Genomic DNA, 25,370 nt, shown 5'->3' with positions numbered 1-25,370 from the left:
CGCATCCAACCCGCCGAAACCGACGTAGTTATCCACAGGCGAGTGACACAACGCGGTAACGGCAACAAGAATGACGGATGTGGCACCATCCGGAACTTCCGGGGGCCGGTGCCCGTATTTCGGGGTGGGCCGGGCCGTTGGATGTCCCTCGGCCCGTAAGAACGGGCCGAGGAGGGCCGGGTGACGACCTATGACGATCGAGCTAACCTCACAGACCTGACCGCCACAGCGGATCGTGTCCGCAAGTCGGTGGAGGGCGTGATCGAGGGCAAGCCTGAGGTCGTACGGCTTTCGCTGACAGTGCTGCTCGCCGAGGGGCATCTGCTCATCGAGGATGTGCCGGGCGTGGGCAAGACGATGCTGGCCAAGGCGCTGGCACGGTCCATCGACTGTTCGGTGCGGCGTATCCAGTTCACGCCCGACCTGCTGCCGTCGGACATCACGGGTGTGTCGATCTACGACCAGCAGCAGCGTGACTTCGAGTTCAAGCCGGGCGCGATCTTCGCTCAGATCGTGATCGGCGACGAGATCAACCGCGCTTCGCCGAAGACCCAGTCGGCGCTTCTGGAGTCGATGGAGGAGCGCCAGGTCACCATCGACGGCAGTTCGTACGAGCTGCCCAGTCCCTTCATGGTGGTGGCCACGCAGAATCCGGTGGAGATGGAGGGCACCTATCCGCTGCCCGAGGCGCAGCGCGACCGTTTCATGGCGCGCGTCTCGATCGGCTACCCGAGCGCGGACGCCGAGCTCCAGATGCTCGATGTCCATGGCGGGGTCTCCCCGCTGGACGACCTCCAGCCGGTGGCGCACGCGCACGACATCGTGAAGCTGATCGACGCGGTGCGCGGTGTCCATGTCGCCGAGGCCGTGCGGCGGTACGCGGTGGAGCTGGTGTCCGCGACCCGTAACCACCCGGATCTCAGACTCGGCGCCTCACCGCGTGCCACCCTCCATCTGCTCCGTGCCGCCAAGGCGACGGCCGCGTTGAACGGGCGGGACTACGCCCTGCCGGACGATGTGCAGTCGCTGGTGGTGCAGGTGCTGGCGCACCGGCTGCTGCCCACCGCGCAGGCGCAGCTCAACCGGCGTACGGCGGAGCAGGTCGTGCTGGAGATCCTTCAGCGCACACCGGTCCCCACGGCCGAGGGCACGGCGACCGCGTATGTCGCGGGCCATGGACCCGAGCCGCGCTACGGCCAGCGGCCCGACGCCCGGCGGTTCTGATGTCCGCCGGGGGGCCCGCCGCCGCGGAGGACGGGAACGCGAAAGGCGGGGTGCGGGCGGCCCTCGGGGGGCTGACCACTCGCGGCCGGTCGTTCGTGGCGGCCGGTGTGGCCGCCTCGGTGTGCGCGTATGTGCTGGGGCAGAGCGATCTCCTGCGGGTCGGTCTGCTGCTCGCCGTGCTGCCGCTGGTCTGTGTGGCCGTGCTGTACCGCACCCGGTACCGGGTCGCGGGCAGCAGACGTCTCTCGCCCTCCCGAGTGCCCGCCGGGTCCGAGGCGCGCGTGCATCTGCGGATGGACAACATCTCGCGGCTGCCCACCGGTCTGCTGATGCTCCAGGACCGCGTGCCGTACGTGCTGGGGCCGAGGCCCCGGTTCGTGCTCGACCGGGTCGAGGCGGGCGGGCGGCGCGAGGTGTCGTACCGGGTCCGCTCGGATCTGCGCGGGCGCTATCCGCTGGGGCCGCTCCAGCTCCGGTTGAACGATCCGTTCGGCATGTGCGAACTGACGCGTTCCTTCAGCGCGTTCGACACGTTGACGGTCATCCCGCGGACCGAGCCGCTGCCGCCCGTGCGGCTCGCGGGCGAGACTCCGGGGTACGGGGACGGCCGCCAGCGCTCGCTGGCGCTCGCCGGGGACGACGACATCATCCCGCGCGCCTATCGCTACGGCGACGATCTGCGCAGGGTGCACTGGCGCTCCACCGCGCGCTACGGCGAGCTGATGGTGCGCCGTGAGGAGCAGCCGCAGCGCGCGAGGTGCACCGTGCTGCTCGACACCAGGGGCGTCGCCTACCAGGGCGTGGGTCCCGACGCGGCCTTCGAGTGGGCCGTCTCGGGGGCCGCGTCGACGCTGGTGCACATGCTGGCGAGCGGTTTCGCGGTCCGGCTGCTCACGGACACCGGGAGTTCGATGCCCGGTGAGGGCGCCGACGGCTTCGTCGGTTCGACACAGGAGTCCGCGGACTCCGCGGGCCTGCTGATGGACACGCTGGCGGTCGTCGACCACTCCGACGAGGAGGGGCTGTCGCGTGCGCACGACGTGCTGCGCGGCGGGAACGAAGGGCTGCTGGTCGCCTTCTTCGGCGATCTCGACGAGGAGCAGGCGACGTTGGTGGCGCGGATGCGGCAGCGCGGAGGCGCCGCCGTGGCCTTCGTCCTGGACAGCGAGACCTGGGTGACGGGCGGGGCGATGGCGGGCAAGATCGAGGATCGGCTGCGGCTGCTGCGGGAGGCGGGCTGGACGGCTCTGGCCGTACCGCCGGGCGTGTCGCTGTCCGCGCTGTGGGAGCAGGCGGGCCGGCAGCGCACGGAGTCCTCCGGGATCGGTGCGAACGGCAGTTCCGGGGGTTGGTCATGAGCGGCCGCGGACGTCTGGCGCTGTGCTCGTACGCCGCCACGCTGCTGGCGGCGAGCGCGATGCTGCCGCTGCTCGACTCACCCGGCTGGCTGGTGGAGGCCGCGCTCCTGCTGGGGATCCAGGCGGTTGTGGGGGCGCTGGCGAGGCGTGTGCCGCTGGCGAAGGCGTTGACGGTGTTCGCGCAGGCCCTGGCCGGGCTGATTCTGCTCACCGTGGTCTTCGCCCGGGGGCAGGCGTTCTTCGGTGTGGTGCCCGGTCCGCAGACCTTCGCGCGCTTCGGCGAGCTGCTGGCCACGGGTGGCCAGGACATCGAGCGGTACGCGATCCCGGCACCGGCTTCCGACGGTATCCGCCTGATGCTGATCGGCGGGGTGCTGGTCATCGGGCTGCTGGTGGAGACACTCGCGGTGACGTTCCGCAGCGCCGCCCCGGCAGGGCTGCCGCTGCTCGCGCTGTACTCGGTGGCCGCGGGGCTCGCGGGCGGTGCGGCGAGCATGCTGTGGTTCGTTCTCGCCGCGTCCGGATATCTGCTGCTCCTCCTGGCCGAGGGCCGGGAGAAGCTCTCGCAGTGGGGGCGGGTCTTCGGCGGGGCGCCGTCCGCATCGGTACGGGGTGCGAAGGCGCTCGAACCGGGAGGCGGCGCTCCCGTGGCGCCCGCCCGCACGGGCCGCCGTATCGGCGTGCTGGCGCTGGGGGTCGCCCTGGCGGTCCCGGCAGCGCTGCCGGCGCTGGACGGGGGCCTGCTGGCGGGCACGGGAGCCGGCGAGGGCTCGGGATCGGGCGGCGGTGGCACCATCTCCGCGGTGAACCCGCTGGTCTCGCTCCAGGACAGCCTGAATCAGCCCAGTGACCGCGAGGCCCTGCGCTACCGCACGAACGCGCCGGACACCAGGGATCTCTATCTGAGGTTCGTGGCGCTCGACCAGTTCGACGGCGCGGCGTGGAAGTCCTCGGAGCGCCGAGTACGGGACGTTCCGGACGAATTTCCGCAGCCTGCCGGTCTGAACCCGTCGGTCGCCACCCAAGAGATCAAGATGAACATCTCCGCGGCCGACTCCTACCGCCAGAGCTGGCTGCCGCTCCCCTACCCGGCGACCGAGGTGGAGATCGACGGCCGCTGGCGTTACGAGCCGACCGGCCGCACCCTGGTCGGCGACCGGGGCCAGACCACCCGTGGCGCGCAGTACTCCGTCACCGCTCTGCTCGTGAAGCCGACGGCTCAGCAGCTGGCGGCGGCCCCGCGCCCGCCGGCGGACATTCTGCGCGAGTACACCAAGGTGCCCGACGTACTGCCCGACGTCGTCAAGGAGACCGCGGAGCGGGTGACCAGGGGCGCGGCGAACGACTACGAGGCCGCGGTGCTGCTCCAGGACTGGTTCGCGATGAACGGCGGCTTCACCTATGACACCGAGGTGCAGTCCGGCACGGGAGTCGCCGCGATCACCCGCTTCCTGGAGCGGAAGGAGGGCTTCTGCATCCACTTCTCGTTCTCGATGGCGGCGATGGCCCGCACGCTGGGGATTCCGGCGCGGGTCGCCGTGGGCTTCACTCCGGGCAATCCGCAGGCGAACGGCACCATGTCAGTGGGGTTCCGGGACGCGCACGCCTGGCCGGAGCTGTACTTCGAGGGCGTCGGGTGGACCCGGTTCGAGCCGACGCCCAGCCGGGGCAGCACACCGGAGTACACCCGGCAGAGCACACCGTCCGGCGGCGCGACCAACCCGACGCAGCCCGAGGCGACCGCCTCGGACGCGCCGAGTGCGGCTCCCTCGGCCTCGGACAGTTGCGCGCCAGAGCTGAGGCGGCTCGGCGAGTGCTCGTCCGCGGCCGCCGCCGACGAGGCCACGCCCACGGGCTCGGGTTCCTCATCGGTGGCTCCGCTGCTGATCGTGCTGGGGGTGCTGGTGGGGGTGGCGGTGCCGCTGTCGCCGATGCTCTGGCGGACGAGAGTCACCGCGCGGCGGCTGGGCTCCGGAGGGCGGGCACCCGAGGACGCCTCGGCCCGCACGCTGGCCGCCTGGCTGGAGGTGTCGGACACCGCCTGGGATCACGGCATCCCGCCCGACGAGTCGCTGACCGCCCGCAAGACGGCGCAGCGGATCGTTGTGCTGGGGAAGCTTGAGGGCGAGGCCGCGGAGGCGGTGCACCGGGTCGCGGGGGCGGTGGAGCAGGTGCTGTACGCGCCGGATCCCCGGCCGGCCACGGGCCTGGCGGACGACGTCAAGCGTATCCGTGCCGGTCTGAGCGCGGGTGTGCACCGTGGCGCGCGTGTGCGGGCCCTACTGCTGCCGCGTTCGTCCATACGGGTGATCTGGGCGGCGTCGGCCCGCTGGACTTCGCTGACGGACCGCTGGCGTACTCGTCTTCATGCGGTGGGCCCGAGCCGATGGGCCGACGCGCTGCGGCTGCGCCGCGCGTCGAAGCAGCGGGGCTGACGTGCGGCCGGGCCGACGTTCGGATGTTCTCGAGCGTCGGCCCCTGCCGCACTCTGCCCTGTGCCGGGACTTCTGGCCGGGGATCACGCTCTGAGAGGTCTGGGGTGCCGGTGGGTGCCTGGAGGTGCCGGGGGCGGATGTCCAGCCCCTGGGGCGGCTGAGGTCCGGCCGCGGATCCGGGGGCGGAGAAGGCGAGCTGTTCGACCGGCTGGCTCGCTGATGGCCGACGGGCCGAGCGACCACCAGCGAGCCGCCGAGTCGGCCGAGGCAAGCGAAAACGCCGGACAGGCCGGTTCAGCCTGTCAGGCGTTTGCTTCGGACGACTCCACAACGCACAGCGCGATAACTCACGGTCCGCGGGGACCCCGCACCCCTTCATCGGCACACGACTCAGGCGCAGCCCCGGAGGCCGCGGTACGTCAGTGGCCCTGCTCGTCGCGGCGGCGCTGCCACCGCTCCTCGATCCGGTTCATCATCGACTTGCGCTGACGGGATTGACGGGGCTGACGGCGGGCGCCTCCCGCCGCGTCCCCCAGGGTCTGCTGCTCCCCCGGCTTGGGCGCCTTGCGCCAGCCGGTGACTGCCAGGACCGCACAGCCCAGCATGACGAGGAACCCCACCACGCTGATCCAGATCTGCTGCGCGACCATTCCGGCCATGAGGAGCGCGATACCCACCAGGAAGCCTGCAACCGCTTGGTAGACCCGTCGCCGGGTGTACGTACGCAGCCCGCTTCCCTCAAGCGCTGTCGCGAATTTGGGGTCTTCGGCGTACAGCGCTCGCTCCATCTGCTCGAGCATTCGCTGCTCGTGCTCCGAGAGCGGCACGGAGTCCTCCTAGTCGTCGGCCGCGGGGGCGACCGTTTGCGGCCCTTTCAGGATAGGCAGGGAATCGCCCCCGTGAAACCCGCCCACTTCGTCGATACGGCACTTCTCCAGTTTGGGCCGCCACGGCGGCTCGGCTGCTGAGGCGTAGATTCCCCAACCTCCGATCCGTCATGCCGGATGTTGCCCCTCGATCATACGGGGCGAACGACACGATCGGGGGGTCTGTGGCGTACTCCATCTGCGGCTGCGCCCCTGATCAGCCGTGTTTCTCCGCCAGGAGGTGAAGCTGGGTCGCGACGGAGTGGAATGCGGGCAGCTCAGCCGCCGCGGCCTCCAGTTTGAGAAGCGCGTCGAGGGCGCCCGGCTCGGTGTCCACGAGGGCGCCGGAGACGAGGTCGGAGAAGATCCGTACACCGTGCACGGCCGCGACCTCCACACCGGCCTCCTCGGCGAGTTCGGTGAGCTGGCCGGCGGTGAACCGCCGGGGCACCGGGTCGCCCTCGCCCCAGCGGCCCGCCGGGTCGGTGAGCGCCTGGCGGGCCTCGGTGAAGTGGCCGGCGAGCGCCCTGGCGAGGACCGCGCCGCCGAGGCCGGCGGCGAGCAGGCTGAGGGCTCCGGAGGGGCGGAGCGCGGCCACCGCGTTCCGTACGCCTTCGGCGGGGTCGTCCACGTACTCCAGGACGCCGTGGCAGAGCACCACGTCGTGCCCTTCGCGCTCGACGACCTCGAACAGGCCGTGGACGTCTCCCTGAACACCCCGCACACGGTCGGCCACACCTGCCTCGGCCACCCGGCGCTCCAGTGCGAAGAGCGCGTTCGGGCTGGGGTCGACGACGGTGACGCGGTGGCCGAGCCGGGCGATGGGCACCGCGAAGGAGCCGCTGCCGCCGCCTGTGTCGAGGACGTCCAGGGTGTCCGAACCGGAGGCTTTGACCCTCCGGTCGATGGCGTCTTCGAGGACTTCCCAGACCACGGAGGTACGCAGGGAGGCGCGGGGCGGGCGCGGTGGGGTCTCCCCACGGGGCGACGGGTCCGGCACGGCAGTTGACTCCTCGGACGGTGCCGCCTCCGGCCGCGCGGGGCGATCGGGGCGGCTGGTGTGCGGCGCCCCGGGCCGCTGGGCGGCCGAGGGCGATGGGCTCTCGTCGGGCTGACGACGGTTCCCACCTTATTGCCTCCACCGCGGGCTCCGGCGGCCCGGCGGCACCGGGTGCCGGGGCCGGACGCGTCCCGGCACCCGCCACTCGCCCGTCCGTCTGGGGTCCGGACGCCGAACTCCCGCGCGGTCCCGCCCGGATGACGCCCGGATGACGCCCGGATGACGGGTCCCCGCACATGGTGGCGCTGCCATCACGGACGGACGGCACACGGGGAGCCGCGCAGCGGGGACACGGTTCTGGGGCACAGACACCGGGACACGGCACCGGGACGCGCCGTCCGCGGGTAGTGAGTGAAGGGCTCGCCACGAGCAGGCGCGCCGCCGTGACCCACGCCCCCGGAGACGTACGCGCGAGAAGGCGTATGCACGAGGAGACATGCCCGCGACGACACATCCGGCGTAGGGACATGTCGCCGACGAGGGTCGCCGAAAGAGCCTCCGGCGCGTGAGTCCCCGCCGGGGCCTCCGCAGCAGTGCCCCTGCTTCCCATCGGCGCGGCGGCCTCATCCGGCCGCGTCTCCCGGTTCGGGCCGCTCCGACCTGGGCTGGGGCAGCACCGGCTGAAGCACGAGCATGCGCTCCACCAGACGGAGGAACATCGCGGCGTCCCGCAGGAGATCCTCGGCGTCCCGGCTGGTCGCCGCGCCCTGTATGCCCGCCTCCGCACGGGCCCTGCGCTGGGCGCCCGCGGCGAAATGGGCGCTCCACTCGGAGAGTTCCGGCGCCATCTCGGGAAGCAGTTCCCAGGCGCTGCGTATCCCGGCTCTGCGGCCGCGCCGGGGCGGGGTGCCCTGTCCACGGCGGGCGGGGGACGGAGTGTTGTCGGGGTATCCACGGGCGGCGAGCACCGCGGCTGCTGTGCGCAGGGCGGCCAGATGCGCCGTGGCGTATCGCTCGTTGGGGGTTTCGAGCGTGGCTGCCTCGTCCAGCCCCGTACGGGCCTGGCCGAGCAGATCGAGGGCGGCGGGGGGTGCCGAGGCACGCCGCAGGACGGGGTGCACATCGCTCGCCGGCCCGGTCGGTGAGGGGACAGGGCCGGTGGCACGGCGCCGGTGCGCGGCAGCCGCGTGGGAGCTGGCCATGACGAACCTCCTGTCGTCGTGTGACGGCACTGTGGCCGTATGTGTCCATCGTGAGGGCCCCCACTGACAATCGCCCCTGACCTGCGCTTTTCCGTGAAACACCGGTGAACGGGAGTCCTTTGCACTGCCCGGTCGGCGCAAGACGGGCAGGGTGGACGGACAGTCCGCTCGGGGCGGCCGTCGTCGCCGAGGGGATTCGGGCTCAAGGGCCCGCGCGGCTGGGCGTTTCGCTCGGTCGTCATCGAGGCGGAACCGAGCCCGCTGATCGCGGCCGAGGGTCCGTCGGGAACGTGCTCTGCCGCAGTGCCGCTTCGGCGGCTCGCTCGCTGCCCGCCTCGCTCGTCAGGAAGGCCGGACCGCCGTACGCGACCCCGAAACGACAGCCGACGGAAGCCCTCGATACGGCGCGACCCAACGGCGGCGGAGAGAAGCCCGTTGAGAGAGCGGCGAGGAGGGCGGGAACGGATCTGTGGAACCCGCGAGACCTGTGAGAATCGACACCATGGACGCCATGGACAGCACCAACACCCGACGCCGGGCGACGCGGGCGAAGCTCTATGAGGCCGCGGTGACGCTCATAGCCGAACAGGGCTTCTCAGCTACCACGGTGGACGAGATCGCCGAGCGCGCCGGTGTGGCCAAGGGCACGGTCTACTACAACTTCAAGAGCAAGACCGAGCTGTTCGAGGAACTGCTGCGATTCGGCGTCGGGCTGCTGACGGCCTCGCTCCAGTCCGCCGCCGACGAGACCGCGGAGCGCGGCGGCACCAAGGTCGAGGCTCTGGACGCGATGATCAGGGCCGGTCTGGTCTTCATCGACCGCTATCCGGCCTTCACCCAGCTGTACGTCGCCGAGCTGTGGCGGACCAACCGTCCCTGGCAGTCGACCCTTCTGGTGGTACGGCAGCAGGCCGTCGCCGTCGTCGAGACGGTCCTCCGGGAGGCCGTCGAGGGTGGTGAGCTGAGCGAGGAGATCGATATCTCGCTCACCGCCGCCGCCTTGGTCGGGATGGTGCTGGTGGCCGCGCTGGACTGGCAGTCGTTCCAGCGGGAGCGGTCGCTCGACGATGTGCACGCGGCGCTCTCGCGACTGCTGCACGGCCGGGTGAGCGGGCGCTGAGCCACCGGCTCCACCGGGTGCGGGCCACACGATGGACGGGACGACGCCGGTCCGGCGGGAGGTGATCTCTCACACCGCGCCGGACCGGCGTACCCCCGTGCCCGTGTCCCCGTGACCCCGCCGGTCCCCCGTGGTCCGGCGTCCCCTCGCGGGACACGGGACGTGCTCCCCGTTCCGTCGAGGGAGCCGCGCCGTTCCGCCGCCCCGTGTCGGCGGTCCGAGCGCCGCGTCCCCCGGCGTGGTCTCCACTCTTCCTTCCGCCGGGGCCGGTCCCCATCCGCGCGCGTACTCATCCCGGTCACTGAGTACGCGTACTCAGCAGTCCGTGCCCACCCCCATCCCAACTGCCCGGCATCTGGCTACGATCGCGTCCGTGTCTGTGCTTCCTCTTGTCTTCACCAGCGGCTGGGCCAGCGGGATCAACGCGTACGCGGTGGTCCTGCTGTTGGGCGTCTTCGGAGCCACCGGGCTCACCGACGAGGTGCCCGACGCCTTGCAGCGCACGGATGTCCTGATCATCGCCGGGGTCCTCTTCCTCTGCGAGGCCGTTGCGGACAAGATCCCGTACGTCGACTCCGCATGGGACTCGGCGCACACCGTGATCCGCCCGGTGGCCGGAGCGGTCGTGGCCGCGCTGCTGGCGGGTCAGAGCGGTTCGCTGCCGGAGATCGCGGCCGGTGCGGTGGGCGGCTCGACCGCTCTGGTCAGCCATTTCGTCAAGGCCGGGACCCGGATGGCGGTCAACACCTCCCCGGAGCCGTTCAGCAACATCGCCGTAAGCGTCGCCGAGGACCTGGGCGTAGCCGGAATCATCACCTTCGCGATCTTCAATCCGGTGGCCGCGGCGATCATCGCGGGAGCCCTGCTGGTCCTGGGTGTGGTGACCGTGGTCTTCCTGATATCGCGGATCCGCCGGTTCTGGCGGCGCAGAGCCCAGCGGCGCGAGGAGCGACGGTCGACGGCCTTGGGCGTCGGCGGCGGTCCACCGGGGTAGCGGCCGGGACGGCCTGCGCGGCAAGCCTCACCGACCGATCCGGTGGGTGGATACGGGATTCTCCCCGACCGCCGGGCCGCGCGGTGGGGCACCTCCCAGGCCGCCGGGCCCCGCGGTGGGGGTACCTCCCAGGCCGCCAAGCCGAGGGGTGGGGGCACCTCCCAGGCCGCCAGGCCGAGGGGGAGGACAGCGCGTCGAGCCCCCGGCGAGCGTCTCCGGGCACGGCACTAGAGTCGTCGGCATGGCACGGATTGCGGTGATCGGCGCTGGGATGGGCGCCATGGCGGCTGCTGCCCGGCTGGCCGTGGCAGGCCACCGGGTGACGGTGTACGAGCGCTCGGAGACATACGGGGGCGCGCTGGGCGCGTTCGAGCGCGAGGGTTTTGTCTTCGACACGGGCCCCGGACTGCTGCATCTGCCCGCCGTCTGGCGCGACTTGTTCCTGAAGACGGGAAGGGAGCCGCTGGAGAAGTGCGTCGGCCTCGTCCAGGTCGACCCGGCGAGCAGGCATCTCTTCGCCGACGGCACGGAGGTCACCCTGCCGAACACCTCGCGGGCGGGGATCGTCTCCGCACTGGATTCGGCGCTGGGCGCCGGTGCCGGCGAGCGGTGGGGCACCTTCCTGGGCCGGGCCGGGGTCGCCTGGGACCGCTCCCGCCGCCCGTTGCTGGAAGAACCCCTGTGGTCCGACTGGCGGGTGCTGGAGCGTGATCCGTACCCGGCACCGAGTCGGCGTGCCCTGTTGCGTACTCGACGGGCCGCCACGGTTTCCGAGGTCGGAGCCTGGGAGTTGGCCGATCCCCGGCTGGCCGCGCTCTTCGACGGGTACGCCCTCGCCTACGGTCTGGATCCACGGCGGGCCCCGGCGAGCGCAGCGCTGCTGCCGTACATGGAGCAGACCTTCGGCAGCTGGTATGTCGAGGGCGGGCTGCGGCAGTTGGCTCGGGCCGTGTACGAGCGGTGTACGGCCCGGCGGGTCGAGTTCGTCTTCGGGACCGAGGTGACGGCGATCGTCGAGAAGGACGGCCGGGCCGCCGGGGTCGAGTTGTCGGGGGGCGCGGTGGCCGAGGCCGACCATGTGGTGGCGGACGTGTCCGGGCCGGTCGGGCCGGAGCTTTGGCGTGACGAGGAGATCCGGCCTCAGCAGGGCGGCGGGCCGTCGCCGGGCAGGTTCACCGTGCTGCTGGCACTGCGCGGGGGTGCGGGGGCGGCGGCCGCCCACCGGAGCGTCGTGCACTCCCCCGACACCGCCGCGGAGGCGGCGGCCGTGTTCGGCGGCGGTACGGCCGACCGGCCCACGGTCACCGTGCTCCGCCCGAACGATCCGCGCACCCGCCCGGACGACGGGCATGAGGCCATCACGGTCACGGCGACGGTCGCGGGGCACGGCGGCTCCGTCGACTGGACCGACAAGACGCTGCGCGAGCGGTACGCCGAGGTGCTGATCGACACGGCGGGCGCCTCGCTGGGGGACGCCGGGAGGATTCGTGAGCGGCTGCTGTGGCACGAGATCCTGACACCGGCTGAGACGGGGTCACTGACCGCGCCCGCGCTGGCCGGTGCGGGGGGCCGCTATCTGCGCCCGTCGAACAGCACCCGTCTGCCGGGGCTGTATCTGGTGGGCGGCCGTTCCCATCCGGGCGGCGGGCTGGCGCACGCCGGAATGTCGGGGGCCCTGGTGGCGGGCCTGATCGTGGAGGGAGCGGAGTTCAGCGGCTCCCGGTGAGCGGCGGGCCGGCCGGGGCCGCCGGGAGCCTTCCCGGACCGAAGCCGGAACCGTTCCCGCGCCGAAGCACACCGGACCGTCAGTAGCGCACCGAACCAGACCGCCGGACCGGACGGTCCGTCCGAACCGTCAGTAGCGGTACTCCTGTTTCTCGTCGTGCCCCGGCTCGTAGTCGTACGGGGACTGCTCCCGCCGAGGCTCTCCGGCGTCGCGCTGCTGGGGAACCCACACCCCGCCCGGCGGTGTGTCCGTCTGCGGCTGCTGCGCGTAGTACGCATCGGAGCCGTACTGCTGCTGGTTGCCGAAGCTGTCGTAGTTGTCATAGGCGCCGTACTGCTGACCGCCCACATAGGGGTCGGAGTACGCGGGGTACTGCTGCTGGCCGGTCCCGTAGTCGTACTGCCCCGAGCCGTCTCCGCCCGGCTGCCCCTGACCGTAGTAGGGGTCGAACACGCCGTCGTACTGGCCGTACTCCTCGCCGCCCTGCGCCTGCCGCGCCGAGGCGTAGGCCGCTTCGTCGTACACGCCGTACTGACCGGTGTCGTCCGGCAGCGGCTGCGGCTCGTAGACCGGATCGGTGTCCTGGCCGCCCGCCACCGGGACGTCCGGCCCATGGCCGGATTCGTTCTCGGGAGGTCCGGAGCCCTCCGGCGAGGCCGGGTGGGGGCCTTCGGAAGAGCCTGCCTTTCGGCGGCGGCTCGCGCCGGGACGGCCGCCGATCGCCCAGCCGGTGGAGAAGCCCCGGCGGAAGGAGAGGGTCACATAGGTCTGGCCGACCGCGAAGGCGACCGTGCCGAGCGCGATCACCACCCGGGAGGCCACCAGCACCCCGAGGACCACGGTCAGGAAGCCGCTGAAGGCGAGCAGCCTCCAGCGCAATCTCGCCTTGTACTGGAGCAGCACCTCGCCCAGCAGCCACAGAGCGACGATGCCGAACGCGATATAGAGGACCGTAAGCCCCATGCCCGCCCCTCTCCCTCGGCCGACGTCGGGTACGGCCGATCACGACTGCTCGTGCAGTCCGAGATTCTCGTAGATTTCGAGCGTCGCAGTGGAGTTGTTGAGGGTGATGAAGTGCAGTCCCGGCACACCTTCCGAGAGCAACTCCGCGCAGAACTCCGTCGCGAACTCGATACCCATGGAGCGTACAGCGGCCGGGTCGTCCTTGACGGCGAGGATTCTGTCTTTCAGACGCGGGGGGAACTCGGCGTTGGAGAGCTGGGCGAACCGTTCGAGCTGTTTGACGCTGGTGACCGGCATGATCTCCGGAATGATGGGGGTATCGCAGCCCGCCGCGGCGACCCGTTCACGCAGCCGGAGATAGTGCTCGGGCTCGAAGAACATCTGTGTGATCGCGTAATCGGCCCCGGCGCGGCACTTGTCGACGAAGTGCCGGATGTCGGTGTCCCAGTCCTCGGAGCGTGGGTGCATCTCGGGGAAGGCGGCGACGCCGACGCAGAAGTCCCCGGACTCCTTGATCAGGCGGACCAGTTCGGCCGCGTACCGTACGCCTTCGGGGTGCTTGACCCATTCGCCGGTGGGATCGCCGGGCGGGTCGCCGCGGACGGCCAGGATGTTGCGGATCCCGGCGTCGGCGTACTGGCCGATCATATTGCGCAGCTCAGCGATGGAGTGGTTCACGGCGGTGAGGTGGGCAACGGGGGTGAGGGTGGTGTCGCCCGCGATGCGCTCGGTGGCCTTGACCGTCCCGGAGCGGGTGGAACCACCGGCTCCGTAGGTCACGGAGACAAAGCTCGGAGCCACTGCCTCGACTCTGCGCAGGGCGTTCCAGAGGTTCCGCTCGCCCTTCTCCGTCTTGGGCGCCCAGAACTCGAAGGAGTAGGACGTCCTGCCGGTAGCGAGCATTTCGCGCACCGTCCGTGCGCGATCCGTCCGGGTCGAAGGTGTTCCGAGGGCCATACTCGCAGGCTATCGGGGCTCGGAAGGTGTCCCAACCGACGTCCATCTATCGGACACCGGCTGCTGGGATCAGCCCTGGTCGGCGCGGGCGCGTATCCGTTTGCTGAGATTCGCCGTCGCCTCGGCCGGATCGTCCGCTTCCGTGATGGCGCGTACGACGACGATCCGGCGGGCACCCGCGTCCAGGACCTCGTCGAGGTTGTCCGCGTCGATGCCGCCGATCGCGAACCAGGGCCGGCCGGTTCCCAGAGCGGCTGTGGAGCGGACGAGGTCCAGTCCGGGGGCGTGCCGTCCGGGCTTGGTGGGGGTGGGCCAGCAGGGTCCGGTGCAGAAGTAGTCGACACCGGGCTCCGCCGCCGCGGCCGCCGCCTCGGATTCGCTGTGGGTGGAGCGGCCGATGAGCACGTCGTCGCCGAGGATCGCGCGGGCGGCCGGGACCGGCAGATCGCCCTGGCCCAGGTGGAGAACGGCGGAGCCGGCGGCGTGGGCGACGTCCGCCCGGTCGTTCACGGCGAGGAGCTTGCCGTGGCGCTGACAGGCGTCGGCGAAGAGCTGGAGATGGTCCAGTTCCTCGGCCGCCTCCATGCCCTTGTCGCGGAGTTGCACGATGTCGACGCCGCAGGACAGGACCGCGTCCAGGAACTCGGCGAGGTCGCCCTGCCGCTTACGGGCGTCGGTGCAGAGATAGAGCCGCGCGTCGGACAGTCGCTCGCGAGCCGTGGGCATGCTGGTTCCCCCCGGTGGGTCGGCGGTGTGCGGGCGGGCCGGTGCGAGTCGGCCGGCCTTCGCGGGCTCACAGGTCGCCGGCCCGCCCGCACACCGCAGGTGTGTTCAGTGATCGCGCAGGTGAACCGGCGCGGACGTCAGACGGCGAGCGCCTGGGCCCGGCGCTTCACCTCCGTGCCTCGATTCTCACTGAGGGCCTGTGCGGGCGTGCCCGGCAGGGTCGGGTCGGGAGTGAAGAGCCACTCCAGCATCTCTGCGTCGGTGAAGCCGTCGTCCTTGAGGAGCGTCAGGGTGCCGGAGAGGCCCTTGACGACCCGCTCGCCGCTGATGAAGGCGGCGGGAACCTGAAGGGCCCTGTTCTCACCACGGCGCACGGCGATCAGCTGGCCTTCCTTGACCAGCTGCCGAACGCGCGTCACCTCGACATGGAGCATCTCGGCGATGTCGGGCAGCGTGAGCCAGGCGGGGACGAGAGCATCGATCTTTGCGTCAATCTCGGTCACGGGACAAGCCTGCCATCTAGGACTGACAGTGGGTAGCGGGGGCCTGCGGCCGACCGTGGCCGACTCTGCCGAGATCTCATCGTTTTCGCAGGTCATAGCCTCATTCCCCCATCCGGGACAGCTCAGAGGGACGCGGCCTTCAGAGGGACCGACGGGTCGGCGGCCGCCGTCGCGTCCAGCCGCCCGCCGGACTGGATGAGCTTGCGGCCCTGCGTCAGGTCCCGGGGTCTGCCGACGGCCAGCAGCGCCACGAGGACGCCTTCGCGCAGCCACAGCACCGACCAGGCCGGGTCCGCCGGGTCGCCTCGCCACACGGTCGTATCGGCGTCCGCGTGATCGCCCGCGTACTGCACGAACCGGCCGAACTGCTCGGACCAGAAGTAGGGCACCGGGTCGTAGACCCGCGGCGGTTCCCCCGGTGATCCGGCAGGCGTTCCGGGCGCGTCCGGCGCTCCGGCCGCTTCGGCCGCCTCGGCGGCGGACGCGGCCGAAGCGCCGGCGATGACGTTGGCGGCGACCGTACGCGGCCCCTGCAGGGCGTTGTCCCAGTGGTGGACCAGCAGCCGCCGCCCGTAGCGGGCGGAGGGAAAGGAGGCGCAGTCCCCGACGGCGTACACATCGGGCAGGGACGTGCGCAGATACTCGTCGGCGGTGATCGCGCCGTCCGGGCCGATCTCGATTCCGGAGCCCGCGAGCCAGCCGGTGGCGGGGCGTGCGCCGATGCCGACGACCACGGCCCCGGCGGGGAGCCGTCTGCCGTCCTCCAGGACGACCGTGCCCGGCTCGACTCCGGCCACCCGCGCGCCGGTGATCAGTTCGGCTCCGGATTCGGCGTACCAGTCGGCCATGGGCGCGGTGACCTCGGCGGGGAGCGCGCCGGCGAGCGGCCGGTCGGCGGCCTCGACGACGGTGACCGCGCATCCTGCCTCGCGCGCGGCCGTCGCGAACTCCGCGCCGATCCAGCCCGCGCCGACCACCACGATGTCGTGCCGGGTGCCGAGGACGGGCCGGAGCCGCTCGGCGTCGTCGAGAGTGCGCAGGAGATGCACGCCGGGGACGGACCCGGCACCGGGCAGGGCGATCGGCTCCGCACCGGTGGCGATCACGAGGGTGTCGTACGGGACGGGTCCGGCCTCGGTGTCCAGTTCATGCGCCTTCGGCCGTACGGCGGTCACCTCGCAGCCGAGCCTCAGTCCGATGCCGAGTTCCTCGAAGTCGACCTCGAAGGCCGAGCCCTCGGCCGTGCCCAGCAGGATCGCCTTGGAGAGCGGGGGCCTGTCGTACGGCTGGTGCGGTTCGGCGCCGATGATGGTGACCGGGCCGGTGAAGCCCTGCTCGCGCAGGGCGACGGCGGTCTGCACCCCGGCCATTCCCGCGCCCGCGACGACCACGCCCGGCGTCTGCTGCTGTCTCTGCTGCTCGCTCACCCGTCAACCTTACGCATCTGACATACCGTCAGAAAAGCGGGGCGCGGCTCATCTGCTCCACGACACCCACGACGGCTCGACGCGACGCTGTAGCGGCTCGGCGGGGGGCTCTACGGGACCTGCTCCACGACGCTCGTCCCGCTGCCCTCCTGCGACTCCCACTCCCAGGTCTCCTCGAGCCGCACCCGCCCGTCGGGCAGATCCACGACCTTCGAGACACAGTGCCCCGACGAGGTGGCGCCGTCCGTCTTGAGCTGCACATAGCGGAAGTCGAGCCGGTCGCCCTCACGCGTGCCCACGAGACGTCCGTGGACCACGTCACCGCCCTCGTACTCCGCCCAGACGCGGCCGTCCCGCTCGTGATACGCGAACCGGGTGCGGGTGCCCACCTGACCGGGGGCCTGATCCGCGACCGGGGAGAGGACGAGCCCGTCGAGCGACCTTGCCATGACGACTGCTCCCTTGCGCTGGACCCTCTCCGGCGCCGCGCGGCCGCGCACGGACGGACGGCACCGCGTCTACTGCCGGTTGAGGGCGGGGGTTAGGGTGGCCACCGTAGAACACACGCGGGAGTCCGGACGCACCGGGCTGAGAGGGAGGCTGGACGGCCTCCGACCGTACGAACCTGATCCGGGTCATGCCGGCGAAGGGAGGGGCTGGTCGCCCATGCAGCACAACTCCGAGCCGCCCGGACCGCTGGAACGGTCCGGGCCGCCGACGTCACCGAAACCACCGATACCGTCCACGTCGCCCGCGGCCCCCGTGGCCTCCACGGCATCCGCAACGCTCCCTTCCGGTCCGCGGATCCACCCGCCCGCCCGTCGGCGGCCCGACGGTCGGCGGCCCGCGCGGCTCACCGGCGCACAGGGCTGCGACGTCCTCGTCGTCGGCGGCGGGATCATCGGTCTGGTCACGGCCTGGCGGACCGCGCAGCGCGGATCGCGCGTCACCGTCGTCGACCCCGAGCCGGGCGGCGGAGCCGCTTGTGTGGCCGCCGGAATGCTCGCGGCCGTCACCGAACTCCACTATGGCGAACAGACCCTGCTCGCCCTCAACATCGAGTCCGCGCGCCGCTACCCCGCCTTCGCCGCGGAGTTGGAGGAGGCCGGCGGGCAGGACATCGGCTACCGCGCCTGCGGCACACTCGCCGTCGCGCTCGACGCCGACGACCGCGCCCATCTGCGGGAACTCCACGCCCTCCAGCGCCGCTCCGGCCTGGAGTCGGAGTGGCTGACGGGACGTGAGTGCCGCCGTCTGGAGCCGATGCTGGCACCGGGCGTACGCGGCGGACTGCGTGCCGACGGCGACCACCAGGTGGACCCGAGGCGGCTCGCGTCCGCGCTCCTCACCGCCTGCGAACGGGCCGGGGTGACCTTCCGCCACGGCTGGGCGGACCGTCTCCGAGTCCTCGGGAACCGGGTCGAAGGCGTCACGCTCGCCGATGGCGAGGAGCTGAACGCCGACCAGGTCGTGCTCGCGGGCGGCAGCCTCAGCGGACGGCTCGGCGGGGTGCCGGACCATGTGGTGCCCCCGGTGCGCCCGGTGAAGGGCCAGGTCCTGCGGCTCACCGTCCCCGCCGCTTACGCCCCCTTCCTGTCCCGGACCGTCCGGGCCGTGGTGCGCGGCAGCGATGTCTATCTGGTCCCGCGCGAGAACGGCGAACTCGTCATCGGCGCGACCAGCGAAGAACTGGGCTGGGACACCGCCGTCACCGCGGGAGGGGTGTACGAGCTGCTGCGCGACGCGCATGAACTGGTGCCGGGCATCACCGAGCTTCCGCTGACCGAGACCCGCGCGGGGCTCCGCCCCGGATCCCCTGACAACGCCCCCCTGCTCGGCCCGACCGCCCTGCCCGGCCTTCACCTGGCCACCGGCCACTACCGCAACGGTGTGCTCCTCACCCCCGTCACAGGAGATGTCATGGCCACGGTGCTCACCGGTGGCGCGCTTCCCGAGGAAGCCCATCCCTTCACCCCCCATCGATTCACCCCCCGACACCTCACTCCCGTGTCCCAGGAGCAGCCCGTATGAACAGCTTTCCCCTGGTTGTCTCCGTCAACGGCGAACGGCGTGAACTCGCCACCGGAACCACGCTGGACGCACTCGTCGCCCAGCTCACCACGGCCCCGGCCGGGGTCGCCGCCGCCGTCAACGAGGCGGTCGTCCCGCGCAGCCAATGGCCGGGCACGCTCCTCGGCGACGGCGACCGGGTGGAGGTCCTCACCGCGGTGCAGGGAGGGTGACCGCCGCCATGACGGACGACCGCCTCACCATCGGCGACACCGACTTCTCCTCCCGGCTGATCATGGGCACGGGCGGCGCGCCCAGCCTCGATGTGCTGGAGCGCGCCCTCGTCGCCAGCGGAACCGAACTCACCACGGTCGCGATGCGCCGCCTCGATCCGACCGTTCAGGGCTCCGTGCTCTCCGTACTGTCGAGGCTCGGGATCCGTGTCCTGCCCAATACGGCGGGATGCTTCACGGCGGGCGAGGCCGTGCTGACCGCCCGGCTCGCCCGCGAGGCCCTGGGCACCGACTGGATCAAACTGGAGGTCGTCGCCGACGAGAGAACCCTCCTGCCCGATCCGATCGAGCTGCTGGACGCCGCGGAGATCCTGGTCGACGAGGGGTTCACGGTCCTGCCGTACACCAATGACGATCCCGTGCTCGCCCGGAAGCTGGAGGACGCGGGGTGCGCCGCGATCATGCCGCTGGGTTCTCCGATCGGCTCGGGGCTCGGCATCCGCAATCCGCACAACTTCGAGCTGATCGTCGAGCACGCGCGCGTGCCGGTCGTCCTGGACGCGGGAGCGGGCACCGCGTCCGACGCGGTGCTCGCCATGGAGCTCGGGTGCGCGGCGGTGATGCTGGCCTCCGCCGTCACCCGCGCGCAGGAGCCGGTGCGGATGGCCGAGGCGATGCGTCATGCGGTGGAGGCGGGGCGGCTCGCGCACGGGGCGGGGCGCATTCCGCGCCGCCACTTCGCCGAAGCGTCGTCGCCCGCGGCGGGCTTGGCGGTGCTGGATCCGGAGCGGCCGGCGTTCTGACTCGCCGGTCGGGCGACCGGGTTCCACCCCCGGTCAGGGGCGGTCGGCTGGGGGCCGGGGCCGCAGGCCAGTGGTCGCTCAGCGCGCTCGGTGGTGTGCGCCCCCGATCCGGTGCCGTCGGCGCCGGTCGCGGGCGTGGCCCAGCAGCGGCCTCAGTGGCCGAACGCACCGTAGCCGCTCAGCCCGGCAGCCGCTCAGGTGGCCACAGGCCATGCGCCACCACACGGGCCGCAGCCCGGTCGCGGCCCAGGCGCACAGGGGCTGCCCGCCACGCGCCACGGCTCACGGCGCACGGCTCACGGCTCACGGCTCACGGCTCACGGCTCACGGCTCACGGGCCATGGAACAGACCATGGAACCCGCGCACCCGCGCACCCGCAAGCGACGAGCCGCTCCCAAAGGCCATGCAAGTGGGCGTGCCCGTGCTGTCACAGCTCGGAATCAGTCGTGAACCGGTCCCGCTCCGCCCGAACGGCGGTGTCGGCGGCGACTCGTAGAATCGGGGCGTGGACACGACCCTCCAGGACCCTCTCGTCGGGCAGGTGCTCGACGGCCGCTACCGCGTCGACGCGCGCATCGCCGTCGGCGGTATGGCCACGGTCTACCGGGCCGTCGACACCCGGCTCGACCGCGAACTCGCGCTCAAGGTGATGCATCCCGCCCTCGCCGCCGACGTCACTTTCGTGGAGCGTTTCATCCGCGAGGCCAAGTCCGTGGCGCGTCTCTCGCACCCCAATGTGGTGGGGGTCTTCGACCAGGGCGCGGAGGGCGCGTACGTCTATCTGGCGATGGAGTACGTCGCGGGCTGCACCCTACGGGACGTGCTGCGCGAGCGTGGGGCGCTCCAGCCGAGGACGGCGCTGGACGTCCTGGAGCCGGTCCTGGCCGCGCTGGGGGCGGCTCACCGGGCCGGTTTCGTCCACCGGGACATCAAGCCGGAGAACGTTCTGATCGGTGACGACGGCAGGGTCAAGGTCGCCGACTTCGGCCTCGTCCGCGCGGTCGGCTCCGTCACCAACACCACCGGCACCGTGCTGGGCACGGTCTCCTATCTGGCCCCCGAGCAGATCGAGGACGGGACGGCCGACACCCGCACCGATGTGTACGCGTGCGGGGTCGTCCTGTACGAGATGCTCACGGGTGCCAAACCGCACTCCGGGGACACCCCCGCCCAGGTGCTCTACCGCCATCTGAACGAGGCCGTTCCGGCGGCTTCCGCGCTGGTGCCCGGGCTCGCGGTCGAGTTGGACGAGCTGGTCGCCGCCGCCACCGCCCGCAATCCCGATGTGCGTCCGCACGACGCCGTGGCTCTGCTGGCGCAGGCCCGTGCGGCCCGTGCCGCGCTCGGGGACGACCAGCTGGACCTGGTGCCTCCGGGGGCGCTCGCCGGGGGCCCGAACCCGTCGGGCGGGTCCTCGGGGTCCGAGGAGCGCACCGATGTGATCCCGCGGGCCCTCCCCCGCGAGGAGCCGCGGGTCAGCCATACAGCGCGGCTGGCGATGCCCCCCGTTCCGCCTCCGGAGCCCCGGCCGATGGGCCGTCCGGGGCTCCCCGGGCGGCGCGTCCTCGCGATCCTGGTGGCCGTCCTGGTCGTCTTCGGTGTGGGTGCGGGCGTCTGGTACATCAACTCCGGACAGTTCACGCGTGTCCCCGCCCTCATCGGCAAGTCCGAGGGCGACGCCAGGAAGCGGCTGGAGAGCGCGGGGCTCGACGTGAAGGACGTCCGGCGCGAATTCAGCGACACGGTCGACCGGGGCACGGTCATAGGCACCGATCCCGCGACCCATGAGCGCATCCGGGGCAACGGCTCGGTGACCCTCATCGTCTCGCGCGGCCCGGAGATCATCCGGGTCCCCGCGGTCCAGGGCGATCCTCTCGACACCGCCGAGGACAGACTGCGCAAGGCCGGCCTGGCGCCCGGAGTGGTCACCAAGGAGTTCAGCCCGTCGGTGCCCCAGGGCCTGGTGATCGGCACGGAGCCGGAGGCCGGTTCGCCGCGCAGCCCGGACTCGGCCGTCGCCATCGTCGTCAGCAAGGGCGCGCCGATCGAGGTCCCGGACGTCACGGGCGATTCGGTGGAGGAGGCGACCGGCGAGCTGAAGGGTGCGGGCTTCGAGGTCGAGATCGCTCCCGAGCAGATCAACGCCCCGCAGCCGGCGGGCACCGTCGCCCGGCAGTCGGCACCCGAGGGAGCGCGGCTGGCCAGCGGGGACACCATCACGCTCACGGTCTCCAAGGGGCCGCGCATGATCGCCGTGCCCGATGTCACCGGCGACTCCGAGAGCGACGCCAAGCGGAAGCTGGAGGACGCGGGCTTCGAGGTCAGGACCGAGAAGAGTTTCCCGTACCTCGGCAGCACCGTCGAGAGCCAGTCCCCGTCCGCGAACGGTCAGGCGGCCGAGGGCAGCACCGTGACAATCAAGATCAAAGGGCTGTAGAGAACGCTCATGCGCAACCCCGTCGGCGGCCATGTGCCCGTGGCAGGCGGCCTCGCCTCGGTCGGACTCGGCTACGCCCGTGAGCTGAAGGCGGAGACCGTTCAGGTCTTCGTGGCCAATCCGCGCGGCTGGGCCACACCCACCGGCAGTCCGGCACAGGACGAGGCGTTCCGCGCCGAGTGCGCCGACTCCGGGATCACGGCGTATGTCCATGCCCCGTACCTGATCAACTTCGGCTCGCACACCGAGGCGACCGCCGAGCGGTCCGTGGAGTCGATGCGGCACTCGCTGCGCAGGGGCCGGGAGATCGGCGCGCTCGGCGTGGTCGTGCACACCGGTTCGGCGACGGGCGGCCGGTCCCGCCGGACGGCGCTCGCGCAGGTACGGGAGCTGGTGCTGCCGCTGCTGGACGAGCTGACACACGACGACGATCCGTTTCTGCTGCTGGAGGGGACGGCCGGGCAGGGCTTCTCGCTCTGTTCCCGGGTCGAGGACTTCGGCCCGTACTTCGAGGCGCTGGACGCCCACCCCCGGCTGGGGGTATGCCTGGACACCTGCCATGTCCACGCGGCCGGGCACGATCTCGCCGCTCCGGACGGGATGGCCCAGACTCTGGATCTGCTGGTGGAGACGGTCGGCGAGGGCCGGCTCAAACTCGTCCACGCCAATGACTCACAGGAGATGACCGGCTCGCACAGGGACCGTCACGCGAACATCGGAGCCGGGCATATCGGTGAGGAGCCTTTCGGGCGGTTGCTGAGACATCCCGCGACCGAGGGCGTGCCACTGATCATCGAGACCCCCGGTGGCAGGGAAGGGCACGCGGCGGATGTGGCGAGGCTGAAGGGGCTCCGGGGTTGATCCTCGGTCCGTCACCCGTTTAAAGAATACCCTAGGGAGGTATACGGTTCCTTGCTGTTGGCTGGAACGTACATCTGACCTAGGGGATCTCTCATGCAGCACGACGCCCATGCGCACCACTCCGCCCATGGCCCGGACACGGAGACGGACGGGAGGGAACAGAAGCACGGTGCGCAACACGGTCACACGGCACCTGCCGATCACGGAGGGCAACCGGACCACAGCGGGCACGGCGGGCACGGTGACCACAGCGGGCACGGCGCCCATGGCCCGGAGGGCGGACCCGTCAGCTGGGGCATGGCCGCGCGAGCGACCCTTCACTGCCTCGTCGGCTGCGCCATCGGCGAGGTCCTGGGCATGGTCATCGGTACCGCGCTCGGCTGGGGCAACGTCGAGACGATGGCTCTCGCCATCTTCCTGGCCTTCATCTTCGGCTACTCGTTCACCATGATGACGATCCTCCGGGCCGGCCTGAGCTTCAAGGCCGCGGTGAGGGTCGCGCTCGCCGCCGACACCCTCTCCATCCTCGTCATGGAGATCACCGACAACAGCGTCCTCGCGCTCTGGCCCGGCGCCATGCACGCGGAACTGTCGGACGCGCTGTTCTGGTACGCGCTCGCCATCGCCTTCGTGGTCGCGTTCCTGATCACCACCCCGGTCAACAAGTGGCTGATCGGCCGCGGCAAGGGCCACGCGGTGATGCACCAGTTCCACTGACCGACGCCCACGGACCCCGCGCGCCGGCCGCCGGAAGCCGGTGGGCGGCTCCGGAAGCGCCTACAGCTCCGGGCCGTCCCCCGGCTCCTCCTGATACGAGTAGCGCTGCTCCCGCCAGGGGTCACCGAGGTTGTGATAGCCGCGCTCCTCCCAGAAGCCACGGCGGTCGGCGGTCATGTATTCGACGCCCCGGACCCATTTGGGCCCCTTCCAGGCGTACAACTGCGGCACCACCAGACGGAGCGGGAAGCCGTGCTCGGCGGTCAGCAGTTCGCCGTCTTTATGGGTGGCGAAAATCGTCCGCTCGGCTGTGAAGTCGGAGAGCGGCATATTGGCGCTGAATCCGTACTCGGCCCAGACCATGACATGGGTGACGGCGGCGGCGGGCGGCGCGAGTTCCACAATCGTACGGGCGAGCACACCGCCCCATTCGGACCCCAGCATGCTGAACTTCGTCACGCAGTGCAGATCGGCGACGACCGTCGAGAAAGGCAGCGCCGAGAACTCTCCGTGGTTCCAGCAGTGTTTGTCACCGTCGGCCGTCGCACCGAAAACCCTGAACTCCCAGCGGTCCGGCTTGAACTTGGGCACCGGCCCGTAGTGGGTGACGGGCCAGCCGCGCTGTACTCGCTGCCCCGGCGGAAGCACGGACTCCTCGACTGCGCGGTAATCCCGGTTCTCCGGCTGACCCATGCCGTCCATGGTGACAGACCGGGAGGGGTGGTCATGACCGGGTCTGCGCCGATTCGGGCAACTCCTACTAAGGAGGCACTTACTGGACGGGCTCTCCGCTGCGATGCGAGGATGCGCGAACCCGCTCCCGAAGTCATATCGCGTGGAAGGAGCCTCTGCGATGCAGGGCGACCCCGAGGTCATCGAGTTTCTGAATGAGCAGCTGACCGCCGAGCTGACGGCGATCAATCAGTACTTCCTGCACGCGAAGATGCAGGAGAACTTCGGCTGGACGAAGCTCGCGAAGTACACCCGCTCCGAGTCGTTCGACGAAATGAAGCACGCGGAGGTACTGACCGACCGGATTCTCTTCCTCGATGGGCTGCCGAATTACCAGCGGCTGTTCCATGTACGGATCGGCCAGACCGTCACAGAGATGTTCCAGGCGGACCGGCTGATCGAGGTGGAGGCGATCGACCGTCTCAAGCGCGGGATCGAGCTCATGCGGAGCAAGGGCGATGTGACCTCGGCGAACATCTTCGAGTCGATTCTCGAGGACGAGGAGCACCACATCGACTACCTCGACACCCAGCTGGAGCTGATCGAGAAGCTCGGCGAGCCGCTCTACATCGCACAGCTGATCGAACAGCCGGAAAGCTGACCGGAGCGCCGGCAGCGGGGCCGGATGGAGCGCGGAAACGCTCCTTCAGTCGTCACGCAGCTTCGTCGAGATCCGCGACGGCGCTCAGCGCGGGCCTGCCCTGATCGAGAAGCTCACGCCGGGGGCAGCCGCCCCGGCCCAGTATGGACTGGATCCTGCGCACGCATGATCCGCAGTCCGTGCCCGCCTTGCTGGCGGAGGCGATCTGGCGGGGGGTGCAGGCGCCGGCGTCCGCGTGCTCCTTCACCTGCTTCTCCGTGATACCGAAGCATGAGCAGACGTACACGCGGTTCACCTCCCGACGGGGTCGTTGGCCGTGCCTTCCCCACATATCGGTGAGGTTAACCTAACCTTACCCTTCCCGTCGAGAGCGCAGAAGCGGCGTGGGGCGCGGATCACATCGATCCCGGGAATCCCACGCACCGTCAGATCATGATCATCTCTTGGGTGGCGTAGCTCTTCATGTCTTGGTTT

General features: G+C 71.2%; 24 protein-coding genes and 1 riboswitch. Of the genes, 13 read left to right on the top strand and 11 right to left on the bottom strand.

Going from position 1 to position 25,370, the window contains the following annotated elements; translation table 11 throughout:
• Positions 1-180: 180 nt before the first annotated feature.
• Genes ACWEFL_RS32835 through ACWEFL_RS32825 form a run of 3 tightly spaced genes read left to right on the top strand, consistent with a single transcriptional unit; the run spans position 181 to position 5,017 of the window.
• Entirely contained in the window at positions 181-1,224 is a 1,044-nt protein-coding gene (locus ACWEFL_RS32835) for an AAA family ATPase (RefSeq protein WP_451719882.1), read from the top strand.
• Positions 1,224-2,582 (top strand): DUF58 domain-containing protein, encoded by a 1,359-nt coding sequence (locus tag ACWEFL_RS32830; protein WP_451719879.1) that lies wholly within the window; start codon positions 1,224-1,226, stop codon positions 2,580-2,582. Before ACWEFL_RS32835 ends, ACWEFL_RS32830 begins: the two co-directional genes overlap by 1 nt.
• A complete protein-coding gene (locus ACWEFL_RS32825; RefSeq protein WP_451719876.1) occupies positions 2,579-5,017 on the top strand; it encodes a transglutaminase TgpA family protein in 2,439 nt (812 codons plus the stop codon). Before ACWEFL_RS32830 ends, ACWEFL_RS32825 begins: the two co-directional genes overlap by 4 nt.
• A 419-nt stretch (positions 5,018-5,436) precedes the next feature.
• Here ACWEFL_RS32825 and ACWEFL_RS32820 read toward each other — a convergent pair whose 3' ends face one another.
• The 3 genes from ACWEFL_RS32820 to ACWEFL_RS32810 all read right to left on the bottom strand — a co-directional run bounded on the left by ACWEFL_RS32820 (position 5,437) and on the right by ACWEFL_RS32810 (position 8,085).
• Positions 5,437-5,844 carry a DUF3040 domain-containing protein gene (locus tag ACWEFL_RS32820; RefSeq protein WP_451719873.1) on the bottom strand — a complete coding sequence of 136 codons (408 nt, stop codon included), beginning with the start codon at positions 5,842-5,844 and terminating at the stop codon, positions 5,437-5,439.
• A gap of 256 nt (positions 5,845-6,100) precedes the next feature.
• On the bottom strand, positions 6,101-6,883 hold the full coding sequence (locus tag ACWEFL_RS32815; RefSeq protein ID WP_451719870.1) for a methyltransferase: 783 nt from the start codon (positions 6,881-6,883) through the stop codon (positions 6,101-6,103).
• 623 nt (positions 6,884-7,506) lie between these two features.
• On the bottom strand, positions 7,507-8,085 hold the full coding sequence (locus tag ACWEFL_RS32810; protein ID WP_451719867.1) for an SAV_6107 family HEPN domain-containing protein: 579 nt from the start codon (positions 8,083-8,085) through the stop codon (positions 7,507-7,509).
• A 511-nt stretch (positions 8,086-8,596) separates the two neighbouring features.
• On the opposite strand from ACWEFL_RS32810, the gene ACWEFL_RS32805 reads away from it, so the two are divergent.
• From ACWEFL_RS32805 to ACWEFL_RS32795, 3 genes are all read left to right on the top strand, one after another.
• On the top strand, positions 8,597-9,205 hold the full coding sequence (locus ACWEFL_RS32805; RefSeq protein ID WP_451719965.1) for a TetR/AcrR family transcriptional regulator: 609 nt from the start codon (positions 8,597-8,599) through the stop codon (positions 9,203-9,205).
• 373 nt (positions 9,206-9,578) lie between these two features.
• A complete protein-coding gene (locus tag ACWEFL_RS32800) occupies positions 9,579-10,199 on the top strand; it encodes a DUF4126 domain-containing protein (protein WP_451719864.1) in 621 nt (206 codons plus the stop codon).
• Positions 10,200-10,440: 241 nt separating this feature from the next.
• Positions 10,441-11,925, top strand: coding sequence for a phytoene desaturase family protein (locus ACWEFL_RS32795; RefSeq protein WP_451719861.1), 1,485 nt, complete (start codon positions 10,441-10,443; stop codon positions 11,923-11,925).
• A 129-nt stretch (positions 11,926-12,054) separates the two neighbouring features.
• On the opposite strand, the gene ACWEFL_RS32790 is transcribed toward ACWEFL_RS32795, so the two are convergent.
• The 6 genes from ACWEFL_RS32790 to ACWEFL_RS32765 all read right to left on the bottom strand — a co-directional run bounded on the left by ACWEFL_RS32790 (position 12,055) and on the right by ACWEFL_RS32765 (position 16,950).
• Positions 12,055-12,888, bottom strand: coding sequence for a hypothetical protein (locus ACWEFL_RS32790; RefSeq protein ID WP_451719858.1), 834 nt, complete (start codon positions 12,886-12,888; stop codon positions 12,055-12,057).
• 39 nt (positions 12,889-12,927) lie between these two features.
• Positions 12,928-13,845, bottom strand: a complete 918-nt coding sequence (gene metF / locus ACWEFL_RS32785; protein WP_451719855.1) for a methylenetetrahydrofolate reductase [NAD(P)H] — start codon at positions 13,843-13,845, stop codon at positions 12,928-12,930.
• Between the two features lie 69 nt (positions 13,846-13,914).
• The gene (thiE, locus tag ACWEFL_RS32780; protein ID WP_451719852.1) at positions 13,915-14,571 is read right to left on the bottom strand and encodes a thiamine phosphate synthase; all 657 of its coding nucleotides are present in this window, start codon (positions 14,569-14,571) and stop codon (positions 13,915-13,917) included.
• A 137-nt stretch (positions 14,572-14,708) separates the two neighbouring features.
• Positions 14,709-15,074, bottom strand: a complete 366-nt coding sequence (locus ACWEFL_RS32775) for an Rv2175c family DNA-binding protein (protein WP_451719849.1) — start codon at positions 15,072-15,074, stop codon at positions 14,709-14,711.
• A 122-nt stretch (positions 15,075-15,196) separates the two neighbouring features.
• Entirely contained in the window at positions 15,197-16,501 is a 1,305-nt protein-coding gene (locus ACWEFL_RS32770) for an NAD(P)/FAD-dependent oxidoreductase (RefSeq protein ID WP_451719846.1), read from the bottom strand.
• A gap of 110 nt (positions 16,502-16,611) precedes the next feature.
• Positions 16,612-16,950, bottom strand: coding sequence for a hypothetical protein (locus ACWEFL_RS32765; protein ID WP_451719843.1), 339 nt, complete (start codon positions 16,948-16,950; stop codon positions 16,612-16,614).
• Positions 16,951-17,057: 107 nt separating this feature from the next.
• Positions 17,058-17,170, top strand: a riboswitch (TPP riboswitch).
• Between ACWEFL_RS32765 and thiO the strand changes: the two genes are divergently transcribed.
• From thiO to ACWEFL_RS32735, 6 genes are all read left to right on the top strand, one after another.
• Positions 17,168-18,532, top strand: coding sequence for a glycine oxidase ThiO (gene thiO / locus ACWEFL_RS32760; RefSeq protein WP_451719840.1), 1,365 nt, complete (start codon positions 17,168-17,170; stop codon positions 18,530-18,532). It overlaps the preceding riboswitch by 3 nt.
• Positions 18,529-18,744, top strand: a complete 216-nt coding sequence (gene thiS / locus ACWEFL_RS32755; RefSeq protein WP_451719837.1) for a sulfur carrier protein ThiS — start codon at positions 18,529-18,531, stop codon at positions 18,742-18,744. The genes thiO and thiS overlap by 4 nt, the downstream gene beginning before the upstream one ends.
• 8 nt (positions 18,745-18,752) lie before the next feature.
• Entirely contained in the window at positions 18,753-19,547 is a 795-nt protein-coding gene (locus tag ACWEFL_RS32750) for a thiazole synthase (protein ID WP_451719834.1), read from the top strand.
• Positions 19,548-20,053: 506 nt separating this feature from the next.
• Positions 20,054-21,985 carry a Stk1 family PASTA domain-containing Ser/Thr kinase gene (gene pknB, locus ACWEFL_RS32745; protein ID WP_451719831.1) on the top strand — a complete coding sequence of 644 codons (1,932 nt, stop codon included), beginning with the start codon at positions 20,054-20,056 and terminating at the stop codon, positions 21,983-21,985.
• A gap of 9 nt (positions 21,986-21,994) precedes the next feature.
• Complete coding sequence (locus ACWEFL_RS32740) at positions 21,995-22,846, top strand: deoxyribonuclease IV (RefSeq protein ID WP_451719829.1); 852 nt, start codon at positions 21,995-21,997, stop codon at positions 22,844-22,846.
• Positions 22,847-22,939: 93 nt separating this feature from the next.
• Positions 22,940-23,563: a DUF4396 domain-containing protein gene (locus tag ACWEFL_RS32735; protein ID WP_451719827.1), complete on the top strand. Its 624-nt coding sequence runs from the start codon at positions 22,940-22,942 to the stop codon at positions 23,561-23,563.
• 60 nt (positions 23,564-23,623) lie between these two features.
• Here ACWEFL_RS32735 and ACWEFL_RS32730 read toward each other — a convergent pair whose 3' ends face one another.
• Positions 23,624-24,256, bottom strand: coding sequence for a sulfite oxidase-like oxidoreductase (locus tag ACWEFL_RS32730; RefSeq protein WP_451719825.1), 633 nt, complete (start codon positions 24,254-24,256; stop codon positions 23,624-23,626).
• Between the two features lie 160 nt (positions 24,257-24,416).
• Between ACWEFL_RS32730 and bfr the strand changes: the two genes are divergently transcribed.
• Positions 24,417-24,896, top strand: a complete 480-nt coding sequence (gene bfr, locus ACWEFL_RS32725; protein WP_451719822.1) for a bacterioferritin — start codon at positions 24,417-24,419, stop codon at positions 24,894-24,896.
• 52 nt (positions 24,897-24,948) lie between these two features.
• On the opposite strand, the gene ACWEFL_RS32720 is transcribed toward bfr, so the two are convergent.
• The gene (locus ACWEFL_RS32720; protein ID WP_451719819.1) at positions 24,949-25,191 is read right to left on the bottom strand and encodes a (2Fe-2S)-binding protein; all 243 of its coding nucleotides are present in this window, start codon (positions 25,189-25,191) and stop codon (positions 24,949-24,951) included.
• Positions 25,192-25,370: the final 179 nt, after the last annotated feature.

The organism is Streptomyces sp. NPDC004838 (assembly GCF_053600955.1).
This window is presented reverse-complemented; position numbering and strand designations above follow the sequence as displayed.

Coding starts and splice junctions, on each gene's coding strand:
- ACWEFL_RS32830 (WP_451719879.1), top strand. CDS start 1,224: ATGTCCGCCGGGGGGCCCGCCGCCGCGGAGGACGGGAACGCGAAAGGC.
- ACWEFL_RS32825 (WP_451719876.1), top strand. CDS start 2,579: ATGAGCGGCCGCGGACGTCTGGCGCTGTGCTCGTACGCCGCCACGCTG.
- ACWEFL_RS32810 (WP_451719867.1), bottom strand. CDS start 8,085: ATGGCCAGCTCCCACGCGGCTGCCGCGCACCGGCGCCGTGCCACCGGC.
- ACWEFL_RS32805 (WP_451719965.1), top strand. CDS start 8,597: ATGGACAGCACCAACACCCGACGCCGGGCGACGCGGGCGAAGCTCTAT.
- ACWEFL_RS32795 (WP_451719861.1), top strand. CDS start 10,441: ATGGCACGGATTGCGGTGATCGGCGCTGGGATGGGCGCCATGGCGGCT.
- ACWEFL_RS32790 (WP_451719858.1), bottom strand. CDS start 12,888: ATGGGGCTTACGGTCCTCTATATCGCGTTCGGCATCGTCGCTCTGTGG.
- metF (WP_451719855.1), bottom strand. CDS start 13,845: ATGGCCCTCGGAACACCTTCGACCCGGACGGATCGCGCACGGACGGTG.
- thiE (WP_451719852.1), bottom strand. CDS start 14,571: ATGCCCACGGCTCGCGAGCGACTGTCCGACGCGCGGCTCTATCTCTGC.
- ACWEFL_RS32765 (WP_451719843.1), bottom strand. CDS start 16,950: ATGGCAAGGTCGCTCGACGGGCTCGTCCTCTCCCCGGTCGCGGATCAG.
- thiO (WP_451719840.1), top strand. CDS start 17,168: ATGCAGCACAACTCCGAGCCGCCCGGACCGCTGGAACGGTCCGGGCCG.
- thiS (WP_451719837.1), top strand. CDS start 18,529: ATGAACAGCTTTCCCCTGGTTGTCTCCGTCAACGGCGAACGGCGTGAA.
- ACWEFL_RS32750 (WP_451719834.1), top strand. CDS start 18,753: ATGACGGACGACCGCCTCACCATCGGCGACACCGACTTCTCCTCCCGG.
- ACWEFL_RS32740 (WP_451719829.1), top strand. CDS start 21,995: ATGCGCAACCCCGTCGGCGGCCATGTGCCCGTGGCAGGCGGCCTCGCC.
- ACWEFL_RS32735 (WP_451719827.1), top strand. CDS start 22,940: ATGCAGCACGACGCCCATGCGCACCACTCCGCCCATGGCCCGGACACG.
- ACWEFL_RS32730 (WP_451719825.1), bottom strand. CDS start 24,256: ATGGGTCAGCCGGAGAACCGGGATTACCGCGCAGTCGAGGAGTCCGTG.
- bfr (WP_451719822.1), top strand. CDS start 24,417: ATGCAGGGCGACCCCGAGGTCATCGAGTTTCTGAATGAGCAGCTGACC.